Raw genomic sequence first — 21641 nt, 5'->3', positions numbered from 1 at the left:
CGTGCTCAGGCGGCGCCGCGCACGTCGAACTCGACCTTCCAGCGCTCGTTCGTGCCGCTCGGGATCGCCTCGAGTTCGAGCGTGCCGGCTTCGGTCACGCGCGCATGCAGCTTCACCGGCACGACTTCGCCGACGGTGCGCCCTTCGGCCGGCAGCGTCGCCTGGATTTCTTCCAGTTCCTGCAGCTCTTCGGGCGACCAGTAGTCGAGCAGCGTGCCGACCTGGTCCTGGCGGCGCACCGACGAACCGAAGAAGCGGAACTGCACCGGTTCGCCGACGACGAGGCCGAACTCCTGCGGCGGCAGCGCCGCGTCCGAGCCTTCCTCCATCCCGAACGGCGCGACGCACAGCGCCTGCACCGGCGGTTCGAGCCCCGGCACCGCGGGCATCGCCGATTCGATCGCGACGTAGTACGCGCGCGCCGTGCCGCCGCGAATGCGCACGCCACGGCCGCGCTTCACGTAGCCGTAGTACGCGGCGCCACGCGCGACCGCGAGGTCGAGATCCGCGCCTTCGAGCAGGCGCGCGGGCGGCGCGCCTTCGGCGGCGAGCCAGCTGTTGAGCGTATCGAGCACGCGCTGCGTGAGCAGCGTCGACTTGAACACGCCGCCGTTGAACAGCACGGCGGTCGGATGCAGGAACGTCGCGCCCGGCGGCAGCGTGCGCTGCACGCCTTCGAGCGTGTCGAGCGCCGCGACCTGGCGGCCGAGGAACGCCGCGAGATGGCGCGTGACGCCCGCGTCCTGCGCATACGGCAGGCCGAGCTGCGTCAGGCCGACGCGCGCGCGGCTCACCGGGCGCGCGGCCGCATCGACCTGCGGGAAGAAGCCTTCCAGGATCGTCTGCGTGAGTTCCGCGCGCGTGAGCTCCGTGCGGATCGACCCGCCGATCAGCTTCGAGCCGCGGCTCGGCACGACGAGCGGCACCGCGTCGGTCGCCGGATCGGACAGCAGCGTTTCCTTCGCCGAGCGGCATGCGTACGTGAGCGCGCGCAGTTGCCATGGATCGGCCTGCGTGCCCTGCTGCGCGAGCTTGCGCGCGACCACATGCGCGAGCGCGAGGTCCATGTTGTCGCCGCCGAGCAGGATGTGCTCGCCGACCGCCACGCGATGCAGTTCGAGATTGCCGTCGCGCTCGACGACCGCGATCAGCGACAGGTCGGTCGTGCCGCCGCCGACGTCCACGCACAGGATCAGGTCGCCGACCTGCACCTGCTTGCGCCAGCCGCCCTGGCTCTTCTGGATCCAGCTGTACAGCGCGGCCTGCGGCTCCTCGAGCAGCGTCATCCGCGAGTAGCCGGCGGCGCGTGCGGCTTCCGCCGTCAGTTCGCGCGCGGCCGGGTCGAACGACGCGGGGATCGTGACCGTCACGTCCTGGTCGGCGAACGGTGCGTCGGGATGCGCGTGATCCCACGCTTCGCGCAGGTGCGTCAGGTAGCGGATCGAGCTTTCCAGCGGCGACACGCGCGACACTTCCGGCGGCGCATCGCTCGGCAGGATCGCCGCGCGGCGATCGACGCCCGGGTGGCACAGCCAGCTCTTCGCGCTCGACACGAGGCGGATCGGCGTGCCGGCGCCGCGCGTGCGCGCCATCTCGCCGACCGCGAAGCCGCGCGAGGCCGTCCACGGCAGCGTCAGGTCGCCCTGCGTGAGTTCGCTTTCATGCGGCAGATAGAGGAACGACGGCAGCAGGTCGCGCGACTCCAGCGCGCCGGGCGCGGTGAGCTGCGCGATCGGCAGCACCTGCTGCGTGATGGCTTCGCCGTCGCTCGCGGCGCTGTCGACATACGACAGCGCGCAGTGTGTCGTACCGAGGTCGATACCGATCGAATAGCGCGGATCGCTCACAGTTCCACCTCCGCCGGTGCGACGACGGAAGCGTCGTGGCTGCCCGTCAGCTTCGGCAGGCGCACGTCGGCCACGCGCCAGCCGCGATGGCTGAGCGTGCCGCTGAACGGCGCCGAGCCGACCACGTTGCCCGTCACGCGCACGGCCGTCGCGTCGAAGCCGGCCGGCAGCGTGACGCGGCTGCCTTCGGCTTCGTCGCGCACCGGCACGATCGTGAAGTGTTCGCGCAGCGCGGCGCGGCAGCCGTCGTGCACGAGGCGGGCGGCGGCGCCGATGTCGGCGTCCGCGTAGCCGGCGATGTCTTCCTCGACGAAGTCGATGAAGCGCGCATCGCGCTGCAGCAGACCGAGCAGTTGCAGCGCGGCCTGCGGGCTCGCTTCGCGCAGTTCGGGCGCCGGCGCTTTCACGGGGGCGGCGGCCGGGGCCGGGGCCGGGGCGGCAGCGGGTGCCGGCGCGACCGGTGCCGGGGCGCCGTCGCGCACGCGCAGCACGCCGGCCGCGAACTCGCGGTTGCCGAGCACGGAGAAGAACGTGCCGACGGCCAGCGACAGCCGGCCGAAGAAGGACAGGTTGGATTCGGGCATGGGGTCTGGACTCCTGTGGGCTCGCGACATGGCGAGCGATCTTGCCTGGGCGCCCGGCGGCGGCGTGCGGATTGCGCGCTGGCGCCGCCCGGCGCGTGATTCGGTCGCGCCCTCGCGGGTGCGGAAAACCCGTATTTTGCCCTGTGGCGGGCGAACCGGGCAGAAGTTGGGGGACAGAACATGTCGGCACGCCGGTTTCGCGCCGTGCCGGATTGCGTCGAACGCCACGTCATCGACGGCCGGCCGCGATGCTGCGGCGCATCAGCGCGGCTTGCGCCGCGGGGCCGCCTTCGCTTCGAATTCGCGCGACAGCATGCCGAGCGTGACTTCGCCGAAGCGCGCGAGCAGCGTCGTCTCGGCCTCCTTCAGCGTGGCCGACAGGTGCGCGTTCACCGCCTGCTCCACCAGGCATTCGGCGTCGTCGTCGGTGACGAGATCGGAGAACAGCGGCGGCTCGCCCACCGCGCGATAGACGTCGAGCAGCGTGATGTCGTCGAGCGCGACGCTCAGCACCCAGCCGCCGCCGTGCCCCTTCTCCGACTGCACGTAGCCGCAGTCGCGCAGGCCGCCGAGCAGGCGCCGCACGACGACCGGATTCGTGCACAGCATCGTCGCGATCGCGTCGGACGTCATCGGGCCGTCGGCCTGGTCCATGTGGATCAGCGCATGCAGCATGCGCGACAAACGGCTGTCGGTTCTCACGGGCGGAACTCCCTTCTCTCGAAACTTTTGAAGTTGCATGAATGATACCATCGCCCTATCATGCAACTTCTCGTGTTTCATGAGTTGGCCGCCAGCGGAACACGTTCGTCATTCACGCAGGTTCAGGACAAGGAGCGGGTGCATGCATGACCACCATGAAGTGATCGTGATCGGCGGCAGCTTTGCGGGGCTGTCGGCGGCGATGCAACTGGCGCGGGCGCGCCGCCGCGTGCTCGTGATCGACGCCGGCCGGCCGCGCAACCGCTTTGCCGCGCACGCGCACGGCTTTTTCGGGCAGGACGGCAAGCCGCCCGCGCAGATCGTCGCGAACGCCGCCGCGCAACTCGCCGCGTATCCGACCGTGCGGCGGATTGCAGGCGACGTGCGCACCGCCGCGCGCGATGCCGACGGCCGCTTCCACGTGACGCTGGCCGACGGCAGCCGTGCGAGCGCCGACCGGTTGATCCTCGCGACCGGCATCCGCGACGAACTGCCGGCGCTGCCGGGGCTCGCCGAGCGCTGGGGCGTCAGCGTGCTGCATTGCCCGTATTGCCACGGCTACGAGGTGAGCGGCCGGCGGCTCGGCGTGCTCGCCACGCATGCGCTGTCCGTGCATCAGGCGATCCTGATTCCCGACTGGGGCCCGACGACGTGGTTCACGCAGGGCGTGGTCGAAGCGAACGACGAAGAAGCCGCGTTGCTCGATGCGCGCGGCGTGCGCATCGAGCGCTCGCCGGTCGTGGCCATCCTCGGCGACGCGCCGCGTATCGAAGCATTGCGGCTCGCCGACGGGCAGGTCGTGCCCGTCGATGCGCTGTTCGTCGGCGCGCGCACGGCGATGGCGAGCGATCTCGCGCAGCAACTCGGCTGCGCATTCGACGACGGGCCGCTGGGGCCGGTCGTGCGCGTCGATGCGGGCAAGCAGACGAGCGTCGCCGGCGTCTTCGCGGCCGGCGACGCGTCGACGCCGATGACTAATGCGACGTTCGCATCGGCGTCGGGTGTGATGGCCGGGGTGGCCGCGCACCGGTCGCTGATAGTCGGGCTCGGCCGGTAACGGTGCATAGCCCGGGGGCCGCGATCCGGATCGACGCACCCGCAGCGACGTCCAGCGCATGCTGCGCGTCGTTGCCCCGCTGCCGGCGAACGGCACGCTCGTCCGGCTGCCGCCCGACCGGCATCTGCTGCCCGTGCCGGTGACGGCGCTGCTGCCGTCGCGCACCGGCCGTTGCGCGCGGCAGCGCATGACGCGCACCGCGGGCCGCACGATTCCGATTCCGACGATTAAACGCGGCTTAATGCCGAATTAGCGCTGCGTTAAACCCGAAATCCGTCGACGCCTCTACAGTGTCCGCATCGACAATCCGCTTCCTCCGAGGCAACGCATCGTGGACCTTCATACCCTCAACACCCCGGCCGCCCTGATCGACGTCGGTCGCATGCGCCGCAACATCGGCCGCATGCAAGCGCATCTGGATGCACTCGGCGTGACGTTCCGGCCGCACGTCAAGACCACCAAATGCGCGCACGTCGTCGAGGCGCAGCTTGCAGCGGGCGCGCAGGGCATCACCGTGTCGACGCTCAAGGAAGCCGAGCAGTTCTTCGCTCACGGCATCCGCGACATCGTCTACGCGGTCGGCATGGTGCCCGCGAAGCTGGGCCAGGCGCTCGCGCTGCGCCGGCGGGGTTGCGACCTGAAGCTGGTCGCCGACAGCCTGCCGGCCGCGCACGCGATCGCCGAATTCGGGCGCGCGCACGGCGAGCGCTTCGACGTATGGATCGAGGTCGACGTCGACGGCCACCGCTCGGGGATTCCGCCCGACGCCGATCTGCTGATCGACGTGGGCCGCGCACTGGCCGACGGCGGGATGGCGCTCGGCGGGGTGCTCGCCCACGCGGGCTCCAGCTACGAATACGACACGCCCGAAGCGCTGGCGGCCATCGCCGAGCAGGAACGCAGCCGCACCGTGCGGGCCGCGCAGCGTCTGCGCGCCGCCGGGCTGCCCTGCCCGGTCGTGAGCATCGGTTCGACGCCCACCGCGCTCGCGGCGAAACACCTCGACGGCGTGACCGAGGTACGTGCGGGCGTGTACGTGATGTTCGACCTCGTGATGCACAACATCGGCGTGTGCAGCCTGTCCGACCTCGCGCTGTCGGTGCTGACCACCGTCATCGGGCACCAGGAAGAGAAAGGCTGGGCGATCGTCGATGCGGGCTGGATGGCGATGAGCCGCGATCGCGGCACGCAGCGCCAGGCGCACGATTTCGGCTACGGACAGGTGTGCACCGAACACGGCGACGTGCTCGGCGACTACGTGATGAGCGCAGCCAACCAGGAGCATGGAATCGTGTCGCGCGCGGGTTCGCCCGATTCCGGCATCGCGCAACGGTTTCCGATCGGCACCCGCCTGCGCATCCTGCCGAATCATGCGTGCGCGACGGGCGCGCAACATCCCGAGTATCAGGCGATCGGCGAAGACGGCAGCGCGCAGACGTGGCCGCGCTTCTACGGGTGGTGACCTGAGCGCGCCGCCGCGTGGGCCTGGCGATGAATTGACTATTTGTCCAAATCTGGACAAAATTTAAAAACCTCGATTTGCGTGGCGCCATCAGCGCTTGCCCGAACATGCCGACAGACGCCCGACTCCTGCTGCTCGACCGCGATGCGGTCGAACCCGCTCTCCACGCCGAGCAAGTGACGGCGGCGGTGCGCGAAGCCTTCGTGCTGCACAGCCAACGGGCCGGACGCGTGTTCCCGGTGGTCCGCGAGAAGCTGCATACCGGCGGCGTATTCGGCATCAAGTCGGGCGACGTCGCCGGCCAGGATCTGCTCGGTTTCAAGGCAGCCGGATTCTGGCCCGGCAACCGTGCGCTCGGCGGCGAACCGCATCAGGCCACCGTCGCCTTGTTCGACCCGGCGACGGGCCGTCCGCTGTGCATCATGGACGGCAATGCGATCACCACCGCGCGAACCGGTGCCGCCGGCGGCCTCGGGCTGCAACTGCTCGCGCGTCGCGACAGCACGCGCATCTGCGTGTTCGGCACCGGCGTGCAGGCGCGCGTGCAGCTCGACTACGCGCTCGCGCTGTTGCGGCAACGGTGCACGGTGCAATACGTGAACGTCGGCGGCGAGCCGGACCCGCGGTTCGAATCCGCGTTCCGGGAACGGTGCGCGATCGGCGTGGCGCGTGACCGGAACGACGCGGTGGCCGACAGCGACGTGGTCATCACGGCAACGCCGGGCGGCGGCCCGCTGTTCGAAGCGGACGCGGTTCGGCCGGGCACCCACCTGACCTGCGTCGGCGCCGATACCGCCGGCAAGCGCGAGCTTCCGGCCGGCGTGCTGGAACGCGCGCGCATCGTCGTGGACGATCACGATCAGGCGCGCAGCATCGGCGAGTGCCAGTGGGCGCCGGATTTGCCATGCACTGAAATCGGTGACATCCTCGCCGGAACGACGCCGGTCGACCGCGCGCCGCACGAGATCACCGTCTTCGACATGACCGGGCTCGCGCTTCAGGACCTGACCGTCGCACGCTTCCTGTATCGGCAGGCCCTCGAACACGGCACCGGACGCTCCATTCCGTGGCCCTGGTAAACGACTTTTCTTCAACCGCCATGCGTGTCACCCAAGCTTCCGCCCTCTCGTTCGACCTGGACGACACCCTGTGGCCGTTCGGGCCGTCCGTCGTACGGGCCGAAGCGTCGCTTCGCGCGTGGCTGGTCGAGCACGCGCCGGGCACGGAGAGCGTGCTGTCCACACCGCAGGCACTGAGCGAGTTGCGTGAGGAATACGAACGATTGTGCCCGGAGCTTGCCGACGACTTCCGCGCGATGAGAATCGGCTCGATCCGGCTGGCGCTGGAGCGCGCGAACGAAGATGTCGCGCTCACCGAGCCTGCGTACGCAGCGTTCTATGCGGCGCGCAACCGGGTCGAATTCTATGAGGATGCATTGCCGGCGCTCGCGTGGTTGAGCGCACGGTTTCCGTTGGTCGCGGTGACCAACGGCAACGCGGATCTCCGGCTGACCGGCGGCGGCGAATTCTTTCGTGCGACGCTCAGCGCGCAGACGTTCGGGGTCGCGAAGCCGGAGCCCGGGATATTTCATGCGGCCGCGCAAGCGCTCGACGTGCGGCCGGCGGAACTGCTGCACGTCGGCGACGATTACCACCTCGATGTCATAGGCGCGTTGAATGCGGGGCTTCAGGCGGCGTGGGTGGTTCGCGATACGCATCCGGAAACGGAGCGGGTGCCGCAGCAGGCCGCGGCGCGGCATCTCACATTCAGTGATCTGTCGATGCTGTGTCGCGCGCTTGGTGGGCCTGATGAGGTGGTGTGAGCACCCGCGAGCGCCGCAGCCGCAACCGCAACGCACGCGTCACCGTCGTGACGTGCGGCCGACCGCCGTTCACCGGCCGCGCAAACGTAGCGGCCGGCCACGCCGCACCCGAGCGGGCGCCGCTCGTCACGCCGCCTTCCTCGCCTCCGCGATCCGCTGCGGCGCCTTCGGCCGCGCATACAGCCGTTCGAGATACGCGCGCAGGTGCGGGAACGGTTCGATCAGGTGGCATTCGCTCGCCCAGTCGATCAGGTAGGCCGTCACGCAATCGGCCACCGTCAGCGAATCGCCGACGATGAACGCGCGCCCGTCCAGATGCGCGTCGAGAATCGCAGCCATCGTGCTGAAATCCTCGCGCGCCAGCTCGATGTCGGCCGGCGAACGCTTCTCCGGCGGATAGATGAACGAATGCCGCGTGATCCGCCACAGCGGCTGCTCGAGCTCCGTCACCGCGAACATCACCCACCGATAGGCTTGCGCGCGCAGCGCCGGATCGACCGGCAGCAGCGCCTTCTCCGGGTATTTGTCCGCGAGGTACAACACGATCGCGGCCGACTCGGGAATCACGAGGTCGCCGTCCACCAGCACGGGCACCTTGCCGGCCGGATTGAGGCGCAGAAAGTCGGGCCGCTTGTGCTCGCCCTGGAGCAGGTTGACCGACACGAATTCGAAATCCGCATCCAGCTCCTTCAGCCCCCACAGCGCGCGTTGCGTGCGGGTGCCGGCAAATCCGTAAAGCTTCATCGCCAGTCTCCATCCGGAATGTCGGGAAAATGTCCGCATGCGGGCCATGCGCATCGAATGAAGCGACGCACGGTGGCCGGCATCGCGCGTCGTTCAGGCGCCGGGAATCGCCAGCACCGGCATCACGTCGATCGCCACGCCCGGGAACAGCGTGAAATGCGGATGGCCTTCGAACAGCGCGGCCGCCGCGTCGTGCGACGCCGCCCGCACGACGGTAAAGCCGCTCATCTCGTTCGCCGTGTCGTGGATGCCGCCCGCGTCGATGGTCTTGGTCTTGCCGAGCGGGCCGCCCAGCTCGACGATCGCATCGCGATGCCGCTCGACCCACGCATGCCAGGCGGCGATGCCGTCGCGCTCGCGCGTGCGCCGCTCGTCGTCCGACAGCACCATCCACGCTTTCATGGCGGGGCTATCCTTGCTTCCGAGAAATACCGCGAGATACAACTGCTGTTGCGCACTCATGCCGTCTCCTCCGATGACGGACGCGGCGGACTGCCGCGCCCCGACCTTGACAAGATAGGTTGATATCAACACAATTGCAACATGGCACGAAAAGAAATGCTCCCCTTCGAGACGACGCTGATGGTGCGCGATTGCTGCCTGTGCCTGCACATGCAGCGCGCGGCGCGCAACCTCGCGCGGATCTTCGACGATGCGCTGCGCCCGCTGGATCTGACCAACGGCCAGTTTTCGCTGCTGATGTCGTTGAACCGGCCGCAGCCGGCGCCGATGAAATCGGTCGCGTCGCTGCTCGCGATGGACCGCACCACGCTCACGGCCGCGCTGAAGCCGCTCGAGCGGCGCGGCCTCGTCACGATCGTGCAGGACCCGGACGACCGGCGCAGCCGGCTGCTCGAACTGACGCCCGCCGGCCACGCGCTGCTCGCCGAAGCATTCCCGGTGTGGCAGCGCACGCATGCCGAGATCGAGCAGCCTTTCGCGCCGGGCGAAGTCGACCAGTTGCGCGGCCAGTTGCGCACGCTGTCGGTCGATCCGGGTTCGCGCGACTGACGCGGCGCGCGGCACCGAGCCGCGTGCCGCTTACTTCCGGCCCTTCTTCGGCAGCAGCAGCTGCGCGAATTCCTGCAGGAAACGCACGGGCCCGTACTCGTGCAGCGCACGCCCGCTGCTGAGCGCCCCGTCGATGACCGTCGCGAGCCGCAATGCGAAGGTCTCCGGTTCGTCGAGCCCCAACGCGCCCCCCAGCTCCGTCAGCCGGCGCCGCAGTTCCTGCTTGTGCGCGACGGCGACCTTGCGGGCCGGATGGTTGCCGTCCGCGTATTCGGCGGCGATGTTGATCTGCGGGCAGCCGCGATAGCCGGGGCGCGCAATGCGTTCGCCGATCCATTGCAGTTGCGCATCCAGCTCCTCGCGCGGCGTGCGCCGGTACTGCGCGGCCACCGCATCCCAATGCGCCCAGAAATCGGCGTCCTCGCGCAGCAGGAACGCTTCGATCAGGTCGTCCTTCGTCGCGAAATGCCGATAGAGGCTCGTCTTCGCGACGCCCGCCTGCGCGACGATCAGGTCCACGCCGACCGCGCGCGTGCCCTCCCGGTAGAACAGCTCGCTGGCCGTTTGCAGAATGCGTTCGCGCGTATCGGGCGCGCTCGCTGGTGTACCCGTTTCCTTTCTCATCCCCATTCGGCCGTGACGGCCGCCCGCACTGCAACAGTGACCGGATCATAGCACCGCGTGCTTGACGCACGCTACAGGTCTGTACTATAAAACAGACCGTTCTGTATCCGAGTGGATCATGGACGATCGAATGACGGTTGCAGTCTATGGCGCGACGGGCCACACCGGCCGGTTCGTCGTCGCGGAACTGGCGCGGCGCGGCCTGGGCGCGATCCGCATCGGCCGCGACGCCGCACGGCTCGCGCAAGCGGGCGGCGATCCGGCAACCGCACGCGTCGCCGCGGTCGACGATCCGGCCGCACTCGACGCCGCGCTCCGCGGCGCCGATGCGGTGATCAACTGCGCGGGCCCGTTCCTCGACACCGCGCTGCCGCTGGCCGACGCCGCGCTGCGGGCCGGCATCCCGTATCTCGACCTGAGCGCCGAACAACCGTCGGTGCTGGCGCTGGCCGAACACTGCGATACCCGGGCGCGCGCCGTGGGCGTGACCGTCGTGCCGGCCGCGGCGTTCTACGGCGGCCTTGCCGACCTGCTCGTGACCGCCGTCGCGGACACGAACCGGCCGATCGAGCGCGTCGATGTCGCGACGGGGCTCGATCGCTGGCACCCGACCCGCGGCACGCGCGTGACGGGCGAGCGCAACCGCGCGGTGCGGCTCGTGCAAAAGGACGGCAAGCCGATGCCGGTGCCGTCGGCCGCACGCGAACGCGCGTGGCCGTTCCCGCCGCCGATCGGCCGCGTCGACGTGACGCTGCTGCCGTTTTCGGAAGTGATGACGCTGTCGCGCCATCTGCGCATCGATACGATCGAATCGTGGCTCGCCACGCGCGCGCTGCGCGACGTGCGCGATGCGGCCACGCCGCCGCCCGTGCCGACCGACGTGCTGGGCCGCTCGGCGCAGCAGTTCGCAATGGACGCGATCGTCGTGCAGCACGGTACGACGCACCGCGCGACGGCGTCCGGGCGCGACATCTACGCGGTCAGCGCACCGATCATCGTCGAAGCGGCCGTGCGCGTGGTCACGGGTGACACCGTGGTATCGGGCGGCGTGCGCAGTCTCGGCGAGCTGTTCGACGCACGCGATTTCCTCGCGGCGCTCGATTCGGTGGCAGTATCGTTCGGCACGACGACCGATCCGGTTTTCCACAACGAGGAGCAAGCATGAGCAGCAATGACAAAGGTGAGTATTTCCGGTCGCTTCACCGCGCGGGCCAGCCGCTGGCGTTGTTCAACGTGTGGGACGCCGGCAGCGCGCGCACGGCGGCCGACGCGGGCGCCGTCGCGCTGGCCACCGGCAGTTGGTCCGTCGCGGCAGCCAACGGCTTCGTCGACGGCGAGCAGATGCCGCGTGCGCTGATGATGGAAGTGCTCGCACGGATCACGCGCGCGACCGACCTGCCCGTCTCCGTCGATCTCGAAAGCGGATACGGCGAGCGGCCGGAGGACGTCGGCGAAACGATCGCACTGAGCATCGAGGCCGGCGCGGTCGGCTGCAATCTCGAAGACAGCTTCCCGGCGACGGGCGAATTGCGCGACGTCGACGCGGCAGCGGCCCGCCTCGCGGCCGCACGGCAAGCCGCGGATCGCGCGGGCGCGAATTACTTCATCAACGCGCGGTCCGACGTGTTCTTCAAGGCGCCGGCCGACACGCACGACGAGCGCCTGCTCGACGCCGCGCTGGCCCGCGCGCACGCGTACGCCGCGGCCGGCGCCGACGGCCTGTTCGTGCCCGGGCTGCGCTCGCCGGCGCTCATTCGCGCGCTGACGGCCGCGTCGCCGCTGCCGGTGAACGTGATGCGCGTCGCGGCCACGCCGACGCTCGCCGAATTCGCGCAATGCGGCGTGGCCCGCATCAGCCACGGGCCGTATCCGTACCTGCAGGCGATGAATACGCTCGCGGAGATGATCCGGCAAGGCGGTTGACCGCTACGCGCGACGGCCGGCCTCGCGCGCACCGCACGATGACATCGCATGTAATTGGCGCGCGACACGGCCGCGCCTACGCTTCGGGTGTCGCGCCGCCATGCCGGCGGCGCGCGTCACCCGGAGACACCATGTCCGCCTATCCGCTTCATACGATCGACTCGGCGCCGGCCGCATCCAGGCCCGTCCTCCAGCAACTCCAGCAGACCTTCGGCGTGATCCCGAACGTCGCGGCGGCCATGGCCGCGTCGCCGGTGCTGATCAACGGCTTCATCGGGCTGTTCGAGCGCGTGCACGCAAGCAGCCTCACCGAGCCGCAGATCCAGACGCTGCTGCTCACCAACGCGGTCGCGAACGCGAGCGAATGGCCGGTCGCGTTCCATACCGCGCTTGCGTTGAAACAGGGTGTGACCCACGCCGACGTCGACGCGATCCGGCGCGGCGGCCTGCCCGGCGACGCGACGCTGGCCGCGCTGTCGGCCACCGCGCGCAGGCTGATCGACACCCGCGGCCGGCTGGCCGATGCCGACCGGCAGGCGTTCTTCGACGCCGGCTTCACGGCCGAACAGTTGCTGGAAGTGATCGCGGTGGTGGCCGCTTCGACGATCACGAACTACGTCGGCAGCGTCGCGCGGCCCGCGCTCGAAGCGCCGTTCGACGCATTCGCGTGGCGGGCGAACGCCGCGTGAGTCCGGTAGAGTCGATCGCATCGCTCACGGAACACCCAGGGAGAAGGCACGATGAACGCCAGCCGCCGCGATCCGCACACGCCGCCGCACGAACTGGGCCGGTTGCTGCGCTACTGGCGCGACGTGCGCGGCGTGAGCCAGCTCGGCCTGTCGCTCGATGCGGGGATCTCGCAGCGCCAGATCAGCTTCATCGAAAGCGGACGCAGCGTGCCGGGCCGCGACACGCTGCTGACGCTCGCGCAGACGCTGGACGTGCCGCTGCGCGAGCGCAACGCGCTGCTGCTCGCGGCCGGCTATGCGCCGGTGTATTCGGAAGCGCCGTGGGATGCGCGGGAGATGCACGGCGTGATCCGCGCGCTCGAACGGGTCGTGCGCCAGCACGAGCCGTTTCCGGCGATCGTGATGGACCGCCACTGGAACGTGCTGATGACCAACGAGGCGGCGCCGCGCTTTTTCGGCTGCTTCATCGACATGGCCGCGCGCGACGGCCCGCGCAACCTGCTGCGCCTGATGTTCGATCCGCACGGCATGCGGCCGTTCCTCGCCGACTGGGAGTCGGTGTCGCGCAGCCTGCTGCAGCGCGTGCATCGGGAATCGGTCGGCCGCGTGCTCGACGATGAAACCCGGCAATTGCTCGACGACCTGCTCGCCAGCCCCGACGCGCCGCGCGACTGGAACACGCCGCCGGCGCCGGCCGCCGCGCCGTCGCTGCCGGTCATCCCGATCGGCTTCGTGCACGAAGGCGTCGTGCTGCGTTACTTCTCGCTGGTCACGACGGTGGGCACGCCGCAAAGCGCCGCCGCGCAGGAACTGCGCATGGAGTGCATGTTCCCCGCCGACGATGCGACCGAAGCACGCCACCGGCAACTGCTCGACGCGCACGCACCGCTGCGCTGACCGGCGGGCCGGGCGGCCCGCCGGTGCCGATCACTCCGCCAGCGCGGACGCCACGCCGACGCGCTTCGGCACGCCGGTCACGATCGTCGCGACCGCGACGGCCAGCACGACGGCGGCGGCCACGAACACGCCGGCCGCACCGTTCGCGTCGAACACGACGCCGCCGGCCGCCGCGCCCGTCGCGATCGCGAGCTGGATCGCCGCGACGATCAGGCCGCCCGCGCTCTCGGCTTCATCCGGCACGGTGCGCGTGACCCACGTCGACCACGCGACGGGCACGCCGCCGAACGCCATCCCCCACAACGCGACGAGCACCGCGTCGACCATCGGCGCGCGGCCGAGCGCGACGAGCGCGACGCCGAGCACGACCATCAGCGCGGGCATCCCGATCAGCATCGGCCGCAACCGGTGTTCGAGCACGCGGCCGGCGAGCGACGTGCCGACGAAGTTCGCGATGCCGTAGCCGAGCAGGATCGCCGACAGCCCGTTCACGCCGACGCCCGCGACCTGTTCGAGAAACGGCCGCAGATACGTGAAGAACGCGAAATGCCCGGTGAACACGAGGATCGTCGCGAACATCCCGAGGCCGACGGTCGGCCGGCGCAGCACGTCGATAAGCGTGCGCAGCCGCGTCGTGCCGCTCGGCGGCATCGACGGCAGCGTGACGACCTGCGACACGAACGCGAGGCCGCCGAGCACGGCCGCGATCAGGAACACGTTGCGCCAGCCGATCAGGTGTCCGAAGTAGCTGCCCATCGGCGCGGACGCGATGGTGGCGACCGCCACGCCGCTGAAGACGATCGACAGCGCGCGCGGCACCATCGCCGTGGGCACGAGCCGCATCGCGGTGGCCGTCGCCATCGTCCAGAAACCGCCGAGCGCGACGCCGAGCACGACGCGGCCGACCAGCAGCATCGCGAGGTTGGGCGCGAACGCGACGGCCAGGTTCGATGCGACGAGCAGCAGCGAGAACACGAGCAGCACGCGCCGCCGGTCGATCGTGCGCGTCAGCGCCGAGATCAGCAGGCTCGTGACGAGCGCGACCGTCGCGGTGGCCGTGACGGCCTGCCCGGCCACGCCTTCGGTCACGCCGAGACTCTCGGCCATCGGCGTCAGCAGGCTGGCGGGCAGGAATTCGGCGGTGACGAGCCCGAAGACGCCGAGCGTCATCGCGAATACCGCGCCCCAGGCCGGTTCGCGGGGGGCCGCCGTCGAGGCGGCCGTGGAGGTTCCGGGATTCATGCGGGGTTCCGTGTCGGTTAGGGAAAATACTGACGAGAGCGTATCGTAAGGAACCACATCAGGACGGTCTATGACATACAATCCGCTCTTGTTGATCGATCGTCCGAATCTCAAAATGTCCGAGCCCCTGCTCCCTCCCATCCCCGACGCGCACGACCTCGTCAGCGAGTTGCTGCTGGGGATGCGCCTGAGCGGCGTGCAGTACCGCCGCATCCAGGTCGCGCGGCCGTTCGGGCTGAACTTCGGCCATGTGACGGGCCGCGCGCAGTTCCATTTCGTCGGGCGCGGGCCCGTGCTGCTGCGCAATGCGTCGGGCGACACGATGCGGCTCGAGGCCGGCGACGCGATCCTGCTGCCGCACGGCGGGATGCACGCGCTGGTATCCGACCCCGATGCGCCGTGTCGCGAGATCAACGGCTTCGAGGTCGCGAAGATCTGCGACACGGTCGCGTCGGTGGCGTCGACCGGCACGTCGCCGGCACCCGGCGCGACGACCGAGCCGGGCGCCGGCGACGCGCTGATCTTCAGCGCGTGCATGGAGCTCGATCTCGGCGGCATGCAGCCGCTGGTCGGCACGATGCCGGAGTTGATGCACGTCGGCACGCTGCTCGCGCGCTACCCGGAGATCCGCCCGATGCTCGACGCGATGGAGCGCGAAGCGTGCTCGGCGCGCGCGGGCTTCGCGGGCATCCTCGCGCGGCTCGCGGACGTGGTCGCGGCGTTCATCGTGCGCGGCTGGGTCGAGTGCGGATGCGGCGACGCGGCGGGCTGGGTGCAGGCGCTGCGCGAGCCGAAGCTCGGTCGCGCGATCGTCGCGCTGCATCGCGACCCGGGGCGCAACTGGAGTGTGGCGGAACTCGCGACCGAAGCAGGCGTGTCGCGTTCGGTGTTCGCCGAACGCTTTCTCGCGGCCACCGGCATGACGCCCGTGCGCTATCTGACCGAACTGCGGATGCGGCTCGCCGCGCAATGGATCACGCGCGACCGCGAGACGATCGAGGCCGTCGCGTACCGGCTCGGCTACGGCTCGCTCGCCGCCTTCAGCCGCGCGTTCAAGCGCGTGGTCGGCAAGCCGCCGGGTGCGGTGCGCGCGGACGGCGAGGTGCGAGTCGACGCGTGAAGCGGGACGCGGGGCGCGTCACGCGTCACGCGTCATGCGTGATGCGTGATGCCGGCCGCGGTCGCGTCGCGTCCGTGGTCCGGCCTCTCCCGGCCCACCGCCGCGCGGCAATGCAGTACTCAGTCGGTGCGCGCGTCCAACCTGTCGATCAACGCCGTCGCGCACTGCACGGCGAGCGCCACGCACTGCTCCACATCGACGACCGCACCGCTCGCGACGGCGCCTTGCACGATCCGGCCCAGCAATTCCTTCGAGAGATCGGCGATCTCGTGATCCCGTTCCGTCATGATGTCCCTCCTGTCCGGCGGCCCACACGCGACACGCACGCTTGCGCTGCCCGTTCAACGCCCTTTCGCCCGCACGACGATCTGCGCCTGCGTGTCGCGTTCGATGCGTTCGAGCGACGCGCGCAGCGCCGTGAATTCGTCCGGCGTACACACCTGACGGCCGAAATCCGCCGTCATGCGCCGCGTGACCTGCACGACGCGCGCGGCCGCGTCGAATACGTAGTGCGACGTGAAGTCGACGAAGCGGTCGTGCACGGCGGTATCGGCCGGCAGGTCGGTCACCGCGACGCTGGCCGGCAGCGCGATCTGGCCGGTCTCGTCGAACGTGCCGCCGATGCAGCCCCACGGCTGCGTGCGCACGGGTTCGGCCAGCCAGCCTTCGACCTGCGTCGCGATCCCGCCCGTCAGGCTCGACAGCGCGGGCACCGCGGTCGTGCCGTCGGGCCACACGACATGATCGAGCGTGCCCGACATCGTCACGTCGAACGGCCCGTCGGTCACGCGCCGGTCGCTGGTCGACAATTGCGCGCGCCCGCGCAGCCCGCTTCGCCGCAGACGGTCGTTCGCGAGTTGCGCGACGGCGTCGGGCGTCGCACGGCGAAACAGGTTGCGTTCGAGTTCGGCCGTCCAGCCGTCGTCCTCGACGTACGCATGAAACCGCGCGGCGCCCGGGCCGGCCGCATCGATCTCGACCCGCGCGATGCGCGCGCGCGGCTGCGTGGCCGGCGTGCGCGACAGCACGCCCGTATCGACGAGCAGCGCGGGACGGTCCATCACGATCGGCGGCAGGTAGCCGAACGCGATGCCGGCCGTCGTCGTATCCGCATAGCGGCCGAGATCGGGTAGCCACGTGATCGCATGATTGATCGCGCCGCCGCCGTAACCGGGCACCGCCGGCAGCGTATAGACGGCCCCGAGATTGAGCAGCACCGGTTCGCTGCGGATGCCGACCGCCGCGAGCAGCGCGCCGAACAGCGCGACATGATCCTTGCAGTCGCCGTAGCGGTTGCGCAGGATGTCCGTGACGCGATGCGGCGCGGCGGCCGTTTCGCCGAGAAACAGTCCGACGTAGCGGATGTTCGCCTGCACCCAGTCGTACAGGATGCGCGCCTTGTCGCGCGGATCGGCGGCGCCCGCGGTGAGCGTACGCGCCAGTTGCGCGACGGCCGGATCGTCCGCGCCCGGATCGACGGCCGCGTCGCGGTAGCGCGCGGCGAACGCCGCATAGTCGGGCAGCGTCGACACGACGAGCCGGTCGCCGTAGGTCGCGTAGCCCACCGCACCGCTCTCGATGCGGTCGTACGGGCCGTGCCGGTAGTCGAATTCGTAGCGCGTGCGGCCGTTCGCGGTGACCGGCGCCAGCGCGACGTAGCCGCGTGCATCCGCGTACAGCGGCATGTCGGCCGGCACGTCGAAGATCAGCCGCTGGCTGTCGACGGGCTCGCGCGACGGCTCGACGGTGTAGCCGAAGTAGCCGCGGTTGACCGGCTTCGTGCGGGTCTTGCGGAACGCCACGCGCGTGCTCGACCCGGCTTCGACGCCGGGAAACACGACCGTGCGCAACAGCCCGTCCTGAAACGTCGGCGCGCCCGCCGAGCGCGGTTCCTGCACGTCGCGGATGCCGTCCGCGCCGACCGGATGCGCGACACCGTCGCGGTCGATCGTCTCGGCCGCGAGCAGGTCCACCTTCTCGAGATGCTTGTCGAACCACACGTAGCGCTGCGCGATCGCATCGATGCCGTTCGCGTCGTTCGCGCGCAGCGTCGAATCGTCGTGCTCGTCGAGCGAACCGTCGTGCTGGATCACGAATTCGTGGACGTCGCTGACGATCGTGACGGGTGCATTGCCGCCGGTGCCGCCGGCGCCGCCGACTTCGCCACTGCCGCGCGCATCGGCCGCGGCCACGGCCGCGTCGGCGCCGAGCGCGATCGCGCAGGCGAGCAGGCCGCCGGCCCATCGGAAAGGGAAAAGCACCACGTCGAAGCTCTCCGCGCGTTCGTTGCCGGGCGCGACGGGCGCGCGCCGGCACCGATGACTCGATTCGCATGACTCGATTCACATGACGCGCAGATGACGGCTCGCGCGCCGCGTGCCCGTCGTGCGACCCAGTGTGGGTGACGTGCCGGCGAGCGTCAAGCCGCGCGGCGGCACGCGTGCGCGCGAGTCGGCAGGCTCGCCCGGTGCGCCACGCCGATGCGCCACGCCCGCATCGCGCCCCTGTGTGTTCCGCTCCGTCCCGGCGTTCCAGCGGACGCCACCGCCGGCCACGCGCCGGATCGGCCGCTGACGCGCATTCGCGCAACACGGCGAACCGGCCCCACCCACCGTCCCGCTCCTGCAGCCCCGTCCACCGCCGTCCGACGCCGGCCCGCCCTGCCCGCGACCGCCTTCCCCACCCGCACCGACGCAATCGGCATCCGCGTTCCGGTCGTGCGTTGTTCCCCGCAATTCGACTTTTGTGCGCGCGCAACAATGGCGGTGCCTCGCGCCCGGCGCCCGGCGGGACACCCGTCTCCCGCCCGGCTCCGGGCGTGACGGTCTTCAAAAACCACATCTCACGAGGACATACCATGCAACTCCAATCCCATCCCGCGTGCCGCCCGTTTTACGAAGCCGGCGAACTCACGCAACTGACTGCCTTTTATGAGGAGGGACGTAATGTCATGTGGATGATGCTGCGATCGGAGCCGCGGCCCTGCTTCAACCAGCAACTCGTTACCGACATCATCCATCTCGCGCGCGTCGCACGCGATTCGGGCCTGCCGTTCGACTTCTGGGTGACGGGCTCGCTCGTGCCCGAGCTGTTCAACGTCGGCGGCGACCTGAGCTTTTTCGTCGACGCGATCCGCAGCGGCAAGCGCGACCTGCTGATGGCCTACGCGCGCTCGTGCATCGACGGCGTGTACGAGATCTACACGGGCTTCGGCACCGGCGCGATCTCGATCGCGATGGTCGAGGGCAGCGCGCTCGGCGGCGGCTTCGAGGCCGCGCTCGCACATCACTACGTGCTCGCGCAGAAGGGCGTGAAGCTCGGGTTCCCCGAGATCGCGTTCAACCTGTTCCCGGGCATGGGCGGCTATTCGCTCGTCGCGCGCAAGGCCGATCGGGGCCTCGCGGAGCAACTGATCGCGACCGGCGAGGCGCACGCCGCCGAGTGGTACGAGGATCGCGGCCTGGTCGACCAGACGTTCGACGCGGGCGACGCCTATCTCGCGACGCGCACCTTCATCGACGTGACGAAGCCGAAGCTGAACGGCGTGCGCGCGATGCTGCGCGCACGCGAGCGGGTGTTCCAGCTGACGCGCTCCGAGCTGATGGACATCACGGAAGCGTGGGTGCATGCGGCGTTCACGATCGAGCCGAAGGATCTCGCATACATGGAACGCCTCGTGATGCTGCAGAACCGCCGCGTGTCGAAACTGCGCACGGTGTAATACGACGGGCGCCGCCGTGGGCCGGCGGCGCCCGCTCATCAACGACGCTCAGGCGATCAGCCTGAGCTTTCGCGTCTCCGCGAGCCACGCCTCGAACGCCTGCGCCGGCATCGGCCGCGCGTAGTAGTAGCCCTGCGCGTGATCGACGTCGAGCTGCTTGAGGAATTCGGCTTCCGCATGCGTTTCGACGCCTTCGGCGACCACCGCGAAATTCAGCGCCTTCGCGAGCGACACGACCGAGCGCACCAGCGCCTGCGAGCGCGGATTGCGGTCGATGCCCGTGATGAAGGTGCGGTCGAGCTTGATCGCGTCGAGCGGCAGGCGCGACAGTTGCGACAGCGACGAATAGCCGGTGCCGAAATCGTCGAGATGAATCTCCGCGCCGAGCTGGCGGAACTGCCGCATCAGCCCGTTGGCCGCATCCTCGTCGTCGATGAAGCAGCTCTCGGTCAGCTCGATGTCGAGCAGGCCGGGCTTCAGCCCCGCGGCGTCGAGTATCGACGCCATCTGGTGCACGATGTTCATGTCCTGCAACTGCCGCGCGGACACGTTCACCGCGATCCGGATGCCGAGCCCCTGCGCCTTCCATGCGGCGGCCTGCGCGGCCGCGGTGCGCATCACCCAGCGCCCGAGCGGCGCGATCAGGCCCGACTCCTCCGCGAAGCGGATGAACTCGACCGGCGCGACAAGCCCGCGGTCGGGCGACTGCCAGCGGATCAGCGCCTCGACGCCGTGCACGTCGCCGGTCGCGATGTCGACGACCGGCTGGTAGTGCAGCACGAACTGCTCCTCTTCGAGCGCCTTGCGCAGATTCGTGTCGAGCCACATGTACTTCGCGACCTTCTGGTTCATCTCCAGCGAGAACACGCGGTACGTATGCTTGCCCTCTTCCTTCGCGACATACATCGCGGTATCCGCGCTGCGGATCAGCGTCTCGAGCGAATCGCCGTGCTGCGGATGCATCGCGATGCCGATCGAGCAGCTCGTGTAGACCTCCATCAGCCCGAGATGGATCGGCGTGCGCAGCCGTTCGAGAATGATCTGCGCGGTCGCTTCGAGCAACGGCCGCGTGCCGTGCTCGAACAGCACGAGGAATTCGTCGCCGCCGAGCCGCGCGAGCGTCGCGCCGGACGGCAGGCAGCCGCTGATGATCGCCGACACGTCCTGCAGCAGCCGGTCGCCGGTGATGTGCCCGTAGTGATCGTTGACGCGCTTGAAGTTGTCGAGGTCGAGGAACAGGATGCCGACCTGCCCGCGCGATACGGCGGTTTCGGCGGCGATCGCCGCGTGGATGCGCTCGCTGATCGCATGACGGTTCGGCAGCCCGGTGAGCACGTCGGTGTTGGCCAGCTCGCTGAGCCGCTGTTGCGCGCTGCGCTCCTCGGTGATGTCGATGCCCGAGCAGATCAGGAACTGCTCGTCGACGCCGCTGCCGCTCTGCACGAACTTGTTGCGGAACTGGAACAGGCGCGGCCCGTTGACCGTGTTGATGTAGCGCTCGACCGCGAACGAGTGGTTGCTCGCGAAAAAGCCCGTGATGTTGCTGCGCGACTGCGCGCCCTCCTCGGGGCTCATGAACAGCTCGAACGCGCTGCGGCCGATCACGTCGACTTCCCGCTTGCCCGTCACTTCCTCGCACAGGCGGTTGAAGCGCTGCACCATCCCGTTGCGGTCGAGGATCACGACGAGCGAATTCACCTCGGACACGACCTGCTCGGCGAACGCGAGCCCGTGCGCGAGATCGCTCGCGACGGATTCGGTGTCGGAATACGCGGAGGCCGTGCCGGCCCAGTCGGTCGGGTCGACTTTCCTGCCGACGAGATGAAGGCTCACCGGCTCGCCGAACAGCGTGATGTCGAGCACGAGGTGCGACGTGACGCCGGTCAGCGCGCGGATGCGCGCGGCCTGCTCGGCCGTCAGCGCGACGGCGACGTTGGTCAGGCCGCGAACGGCGGCCAGTTCGAGTGCATTGCTGTCGCTGCCGAGACGCCAGCAGGGGCTGCGCGTACCGACGTGCGCTTCGAGCACCGCGCTATCGTTTTCGTCATCCATGAAGACGCCCCGATCCAGAAAAAACGCACAGTGTAGACGGAGGCGAGCCGGCCGGCCCTCCTTCCGTGCCGCGCGCCGCGCGCATCCGGAAGGACAGCCGTGATTGCCGTGATGTGGGCCTCGTCCCGTACTTGTTTCCAGCCA

At 69.7% G+C, this 21641-nt stretch carries 22 protein-coding genes; 12 read left to right on the top strand and 10 right to left on the bottom strand.

Annotated features, from left to right (window positions below):
- Positions 1-5: 5 nt before the first annotated feature.
- The 3 genes from HWX08_RS22525 to HWX08_RS22515 form a co-directional block, all read right to left on the bottom strand.
- Entirely contained in the window at positions 6-1847 is a 1842-nt protein-coding gene (locus tag HWX08_RS22525; protein ID WP_174922471.1) for an Hsp70 family protein, read from the bottom strand.
- Entirely contained in the window at positions 1844-2431 is a 588-nt protein-coding gene (locus tag HWX08_RS22520; protein ID WP_069259212.1) for a DUF2760 domain-containing protein, read from the bottom strand. Before HWX08_RS22520 ends, HWX08_RS22525 begins: the two co-directional genes overlap by 4 nt.
- A gap of 261 nt (positions 2432-2692) precedes the next feature.
- Positions 2693-3133: an RrF2 family transcriptional regulator gene (locus tag HWX08_RS22515; protein WP_069259211.1), complete on the bottom strand. Its 441-nt coding sequence runs from the start codon at positions 3131-3133 to the stop codon at positions 2693-2695.
- A gap of 142 nt (positions 3134-3275) precedes the next feature.
- On the opposite strand from HWX08_RS22515, the gene HWX08_RS22510 reads away from it, so the two are divergent.
- The 5 genes from HWX08_RS22510 (at position 3276) to HWX08_RS22490 (ending at position 7474) form a co-directional block, all read left to right on the top strand.
- Positions 3276-4190 carry an NAD(P)/FAD-dependent oxidoreductase gene (locus HWX08_RS22510; protein WP_174922470.1) on the top strand — a complete coding sequence of 305 codons (915 nt, stop codon included), beginning with the start codon at positions 3276-3278 and terminating at the stop codon, positions 4188-4190.
- Between the two features lie 58 nt (positions 4191-4248).
- Entirely contained in the window at positions 4249-4443 is a 195-nt protein-coding gene (locus HWX08_RS22505) for a hypothetical protein (protein ID WP_425128473.1), read from the top strand.
- A gap of 78 nt (positions 4444-4521) precedes the next feature.
- A complete protein-coding gene (locus tag HWX08_RS22500; RefSeq protein WP_174922469.1) occupies positions 4522-5652 on the top strand; it encodes a DSD1 family PLP-dependent enzyme in 1131 nt (376 codons plus the stop codon).
- A gap of 107 nt (positions 5653-5759) precedes the next feature.
- Entirely contained in the window at positions 5760-6731 is a 972-nt protein-coding gene (locus tag HWX08_RS22495; RefSeq protein ID WP_174922468.1) for an ornithine cyclodeaminase family protein, read from the top strand.
- Positions 6732-6751: 20 nt separating this feature from the next.
- Complete coding sequence (locus HWX08_RS22490) at positions 6752-7474, top strand: HAD family hydrolase (protein WP_174922482.1); 723 nt, start codon at positions 6752-6754, stop codon at positions 7472-7474.
- Between the two features lie 126 nt (positions 7475-7600).
- Here the strand turns inward: HWX08_RS22490 and HWX08_RS22485 are convergent, their stop codons facing one another.
- Both HWX08_RS22485 and HWX08_RS22480 read right to left on the bottom strand, forming a co-directional pair.
- A complete protein-coding gene (locus HWX08_RS22485; protein WP_069259202.1) occupies positions 7601-8218 on the bottom strand; it encodes a glutathione S-transferase family protein in 618 nt (205 codons plus the stop codon).
- 93 nt (positions 8219-8311) lie between these two features.
- Positions 8312-8680, bottom strand: coding sequence for a YciI family protein (locus HWX08_RS22480; RefSeq protein WP_174922467.1), 369 nt, complete (start codon positions 8678-8680; stop codon positions 8312-8314).
- Positions 8681-8761: 81 nt separating this feature from the next.
- On the opposite strand from HWX08_RS22480, the gene HWX08_RS22475 reads away from it, so the two are divergent.
- Entirely contained in the window at positions 8762-9229 is a 468-nt protein-coding gene (locus HWX08_RS22475; RefSeq protein WP_174922466.1) for a MarR family winged helix-turn-helix transcriptional regulator, read from the top strand.
- A 30-nt stretch (positions 9230-9259) separates the two neighbouring features.
- On the opposite strand, the gene HWX08_RS22470 is transcribed toward HWX08_RS22475, so the two are convergent.
- Positions 9260-9853: a TetR/AcrR family transcriptional regulator gene (locus tag HWX08_RS22470; RefSeq protein WP_069259199.1), complete on the bottom strand. Its 594-nt coding sequence runs from the start codon at positions 9851-9853 to the stop codon at positions 9260-9262.
- A 118-nt stretch (positions 9854-9971) separates the two neighbouring features.
- Between HWX08_RS22470 and HWX08_RS22465 the strand changes: the two genes are divergently transcribed.
- The 4 genes from HWX08_RS22465 (at position 9972) to HWX08_RS22450 (ending at position 13362) form a co-directional block, all read left to right on the top strand.
- Positions 9972-11018, top strand: a complete 1047-nt coding sequence (locus HWX08_RS22465) for a saccharopine dehydrogenase family protein (protein WP_174922465.1) — start codon at positions 9972-9974, stop codon at positions 11016-11018.
- Positions 11015-11776: an isocitrate lyase/PEP mutase family protein gene (locus tag HWX08_RS22460; RefSeq protein WP_069259197.1), complete on the top strand. Its 762-nt coding sequence runs from the start codon at positions 11015-11017 to the stop codon at positions 11774-11776. Before HWX08_RS22465 ends, HWX08_RS22460 begins: the two co-directional genes overlap by 4 nt.
- A 131-nt stretch (positions 11777-11907) precedes the next feature.
- Complete coding sequence (locus HWX08_RS22455; protein WP_174922464.1) at positions 11908-12465, top strand: carboxymuconolactone decarboxylase family protein; 558 nt, start codon at positions 11908-11910, stop codon at positions 12463-12465.
- A 51-nt stretch (positions 12466-12516) separates the two neighbouring features.
- Positions 12517-13362, top strand: coding sequence for a helix-turn-helix domain-containing protein (locus HWX08_RS22450; protein WP_069259195.1), 846 nt, complete (start codon positions 12517-12519; stop codon positions 13360-13362).
- A gap of 30 nt (positions 13363-13392) precedes the next feature.
- Here HWX08_RS22450 and HWX08_RS22445 read toward each other — a convergent pair whose 3' ends face one another.
- Positions 13393-14604, bottom strand: coding sequence for an MFS transporter (locus HWX08_RS22445; RefSeq protein ID WP_174922463.1), 1212 nt, complete (start codon positions 14602-14604; stop codon positions 13393-13395).
- Positions 14605-14674: 70 nt separating this feature from the next.
- On the opposite strand from HWX08_RS22445, the gene HWX08_RS22440 reads away from it, so the two are divergent.
- On the top strand, positions 14675-15724 hold the full coding sequence (locus HWX08_RS22440; protein WP_069259193.1) for an AraC family transcriptional regulator: 1050 nt from the start codon (positions 14675-14677) through the stop codon (positions 15722-15724).
- Between the two features lie 119 nt (positions 15725-15843).
- Here HWX08_RS22440 and HWX08_RS22435 read toward each other — a convergent pair whose 3' ends face one another.
- Both HWX08_RS22435 and HWX08_RS22430 read right to left on the bottom strand, forming a co-directional pair.
- Positions 15844-16011 carry a hypothetical protein gene (locus tag HWX08_RS22435; RefSeq protein ID WP_167375393.1) on the bottom strand — a complete coding sequence of 56 codons (168 nt, stop codon included), beginning with the start codon at positions 16009-16011 and terminating at the stop codon, positions 15844-15846.
- A 54-nt stretch (positions 16012-16065) separates the two neighbouring features.
- Positions 16066-17988 (bottom strand): DUF3857 domain-containing protein, encoded by a 1923-nt coding sequence (locus HWX08_RS22430; protein ID WP_174922462.1) that lies wholly within the window; start codon positions 17986-17988, stop codon positions 16066-16068.
- A gap of 593 nt (positions 17989-18581) precedes the next feature.
- On the opposite strand from HWX08_RS22430, the gene HWX08_RS22425 reads away from it, so the two are divergent.
- Positions 18582-19445, top strand: coding sequence for a crotonase/enoyl-CoA hydratase family protein (locus HWX08_RS22425; RefSeq protein WP_069259191.1), 864 nt, complete (start codon positions 18582-18584; stop codon positions 19443-19445).
- A 48-nt stretch (positions 19446-19493) separates the two neighbouring features.
- Here HWX08_RS22425 and pdeR read toward each other — a convergent pair whose 3' ends face one another.
- A complete protein-coding gene (gene pdeR, locus HWX08_RS22420) occupies positions 19494-21497 on the bottom strand; it encodes a cyclic di-GMP phosphodiesterase (protein WP_069259190.1) in 2004 nt (667 codons plus the stop codon).
- Between the last annotated feature and the right edge of the window lie 144 nt (positions 21498-21641).

The sequence above is a fragment of the Burkholderia metallica genome, assembly GCF_902832845.1.
GTDB lineage: Bacteria > Pseudomonadota > Gammaproteobacteria > Burkholderiales > Burkholderiaceae > Burkholderia > Burkholderia metallica.
The sequence above is the reverse complement of the archived record's forward strand: the minus strand, read 5'-3'. Positions and strand labels throughout refer to the sequence as shown.

What these genes read in the sequence shown, in the direction of transcription:
- HWX08_RS22520 (WP_069259212.1), bottom strand. Translation starts at nt 2,431, where the DNA reads ATGCCCGAATCCAACCTGTCCTTCTTCGGCCGGCTGTCGCTGGCCGTC.
- HWX08_RS22510 (WP_174922470.1), top strand. Translation starts at nt 3,276, where the DNA reads ATGCATGACCACCATGAAGTGATCGTGATCGGCGGCAGCTTTGCGGGG.
- HWX08_RS22505 (WP_425128473.1), top strand. Translation starts at nt 4,249, where the DNA reads ATGCTGCGCGTCGTTGCCCCGCTGCCGGCGAACGGCACGCTCGTCCGG.
- HWX08_RS22495 (WP_174922468.1), top strand. Translation starts at nt 5,760, where the DNA reads ATGCCGACAGACGCCCGACTCCTGCTGCTCGACCGCGATGCGGTCGAA.
- HWX08_RS22490 (WP_174922482.1), top strand. Translation starts at nt 6,752, where the DNA reads ATGCGTGTCACCCAAGCTTCCGCCCTCTCGTTCGACCTGGACGACACC.
- HWX08_RS22485 (WP_069259202.1), bottom strand. Translation starts at nt 8,218, where the DNA reads ATGAAGCTTTACGGATTTGCCGGCACCCGCACGCAACGCGCGCTGTGG.
- HWX08_RS22480 (WP_174922467.1), bottom strand. Translation starts at nt 8,680, where the DNA reads ATGAGTGCGCAACAGCAGTTGTATCTCGCGGTATTTCTCGGAAGCAAG.
- HWX08_RS22475 (WP_174922466.1), top strand. Translation starts at nt 8,762, where the DNA reads ATGGCACGAAAAGAAATGCTCCCCTTCGAGACGACGCTGATGGTGCGC.
- HWX08_RS22470 (WP_069259199.1), bottom strand. Translation starts at nt 9,853, where the DNA reads ATGAGAAAGGAAACGGGTACACCAGCGAGCGCGCCCGATACGCGCGAA.
- HWX08_RS22465 (WP_174922465.1), top strand. Translation starts at nt 9,972, where the DNA reads ATGGACGATCGAATGACGGTTGCAGTCTATGGCGCGACGGGCCACACC.
- HWX08_RS22460 (WP_069259197.1), top strand. Translation starts at nt 11,015, where the DNA reads ATGAGCAGCAATGACAAAGGTGAGTATTTCCGGTCGCTTCACCGCGCG.
- HWX08_RS22455 (WP_174922464.1), top strand. Translation starts at nt 11,908, where the DNA reads ATGTCCGCCTATCCGCTTCATACGATCGACTCGGCGCCGGCCGCATCC.
- HWX08_RS22450 (WP_069259195.1), top strand. Translation starts at nt 12,517, where the DNA reads ATGAACGCCAGCCGCCGCGATCCGCACACGCCGCCGCACGAACTGGGC.
- HWX08_RS22445 (WP_174922463.1), bottom strand. Translation starts at nt 14,604, where the DNA reads ATGAATCCCGGAACCTCCACGGCCGCCTCGACGGCGGCCCCCCGCGAA.
- HWX08_RS22440 (WP_069259193.1), top strand. Translation starts at nt 14,675, where the DNA reads ATGACATACAATCCGCTCTTGTTGATCGATCGTCCGAATCTCAAAATG.
- HWX08_RS22435 (WP_167375393.1), bottom strand. Translation starts at nt 16,011, where the DNA reads ATGACGGAACGGGATCACGAGATCGCCGATCTCTCGAAGGAATTGCTG.
- HWX08_RS22425 (WP_069259191.1), top strand. Translation starts at nt 18,582, where the DNA reads ATGCAACTCCAATCCCATCCCGCGTGCCGCCCGTTTTACGAAGCCGGC.
- pdeR (WP_069259190.1), bottom strand. Translation starts at nt 21,497, where the DNA reads ATGGATGACGAAAACGATAGCGCGGTGCTCGAAGCGCACGTCGGTACG.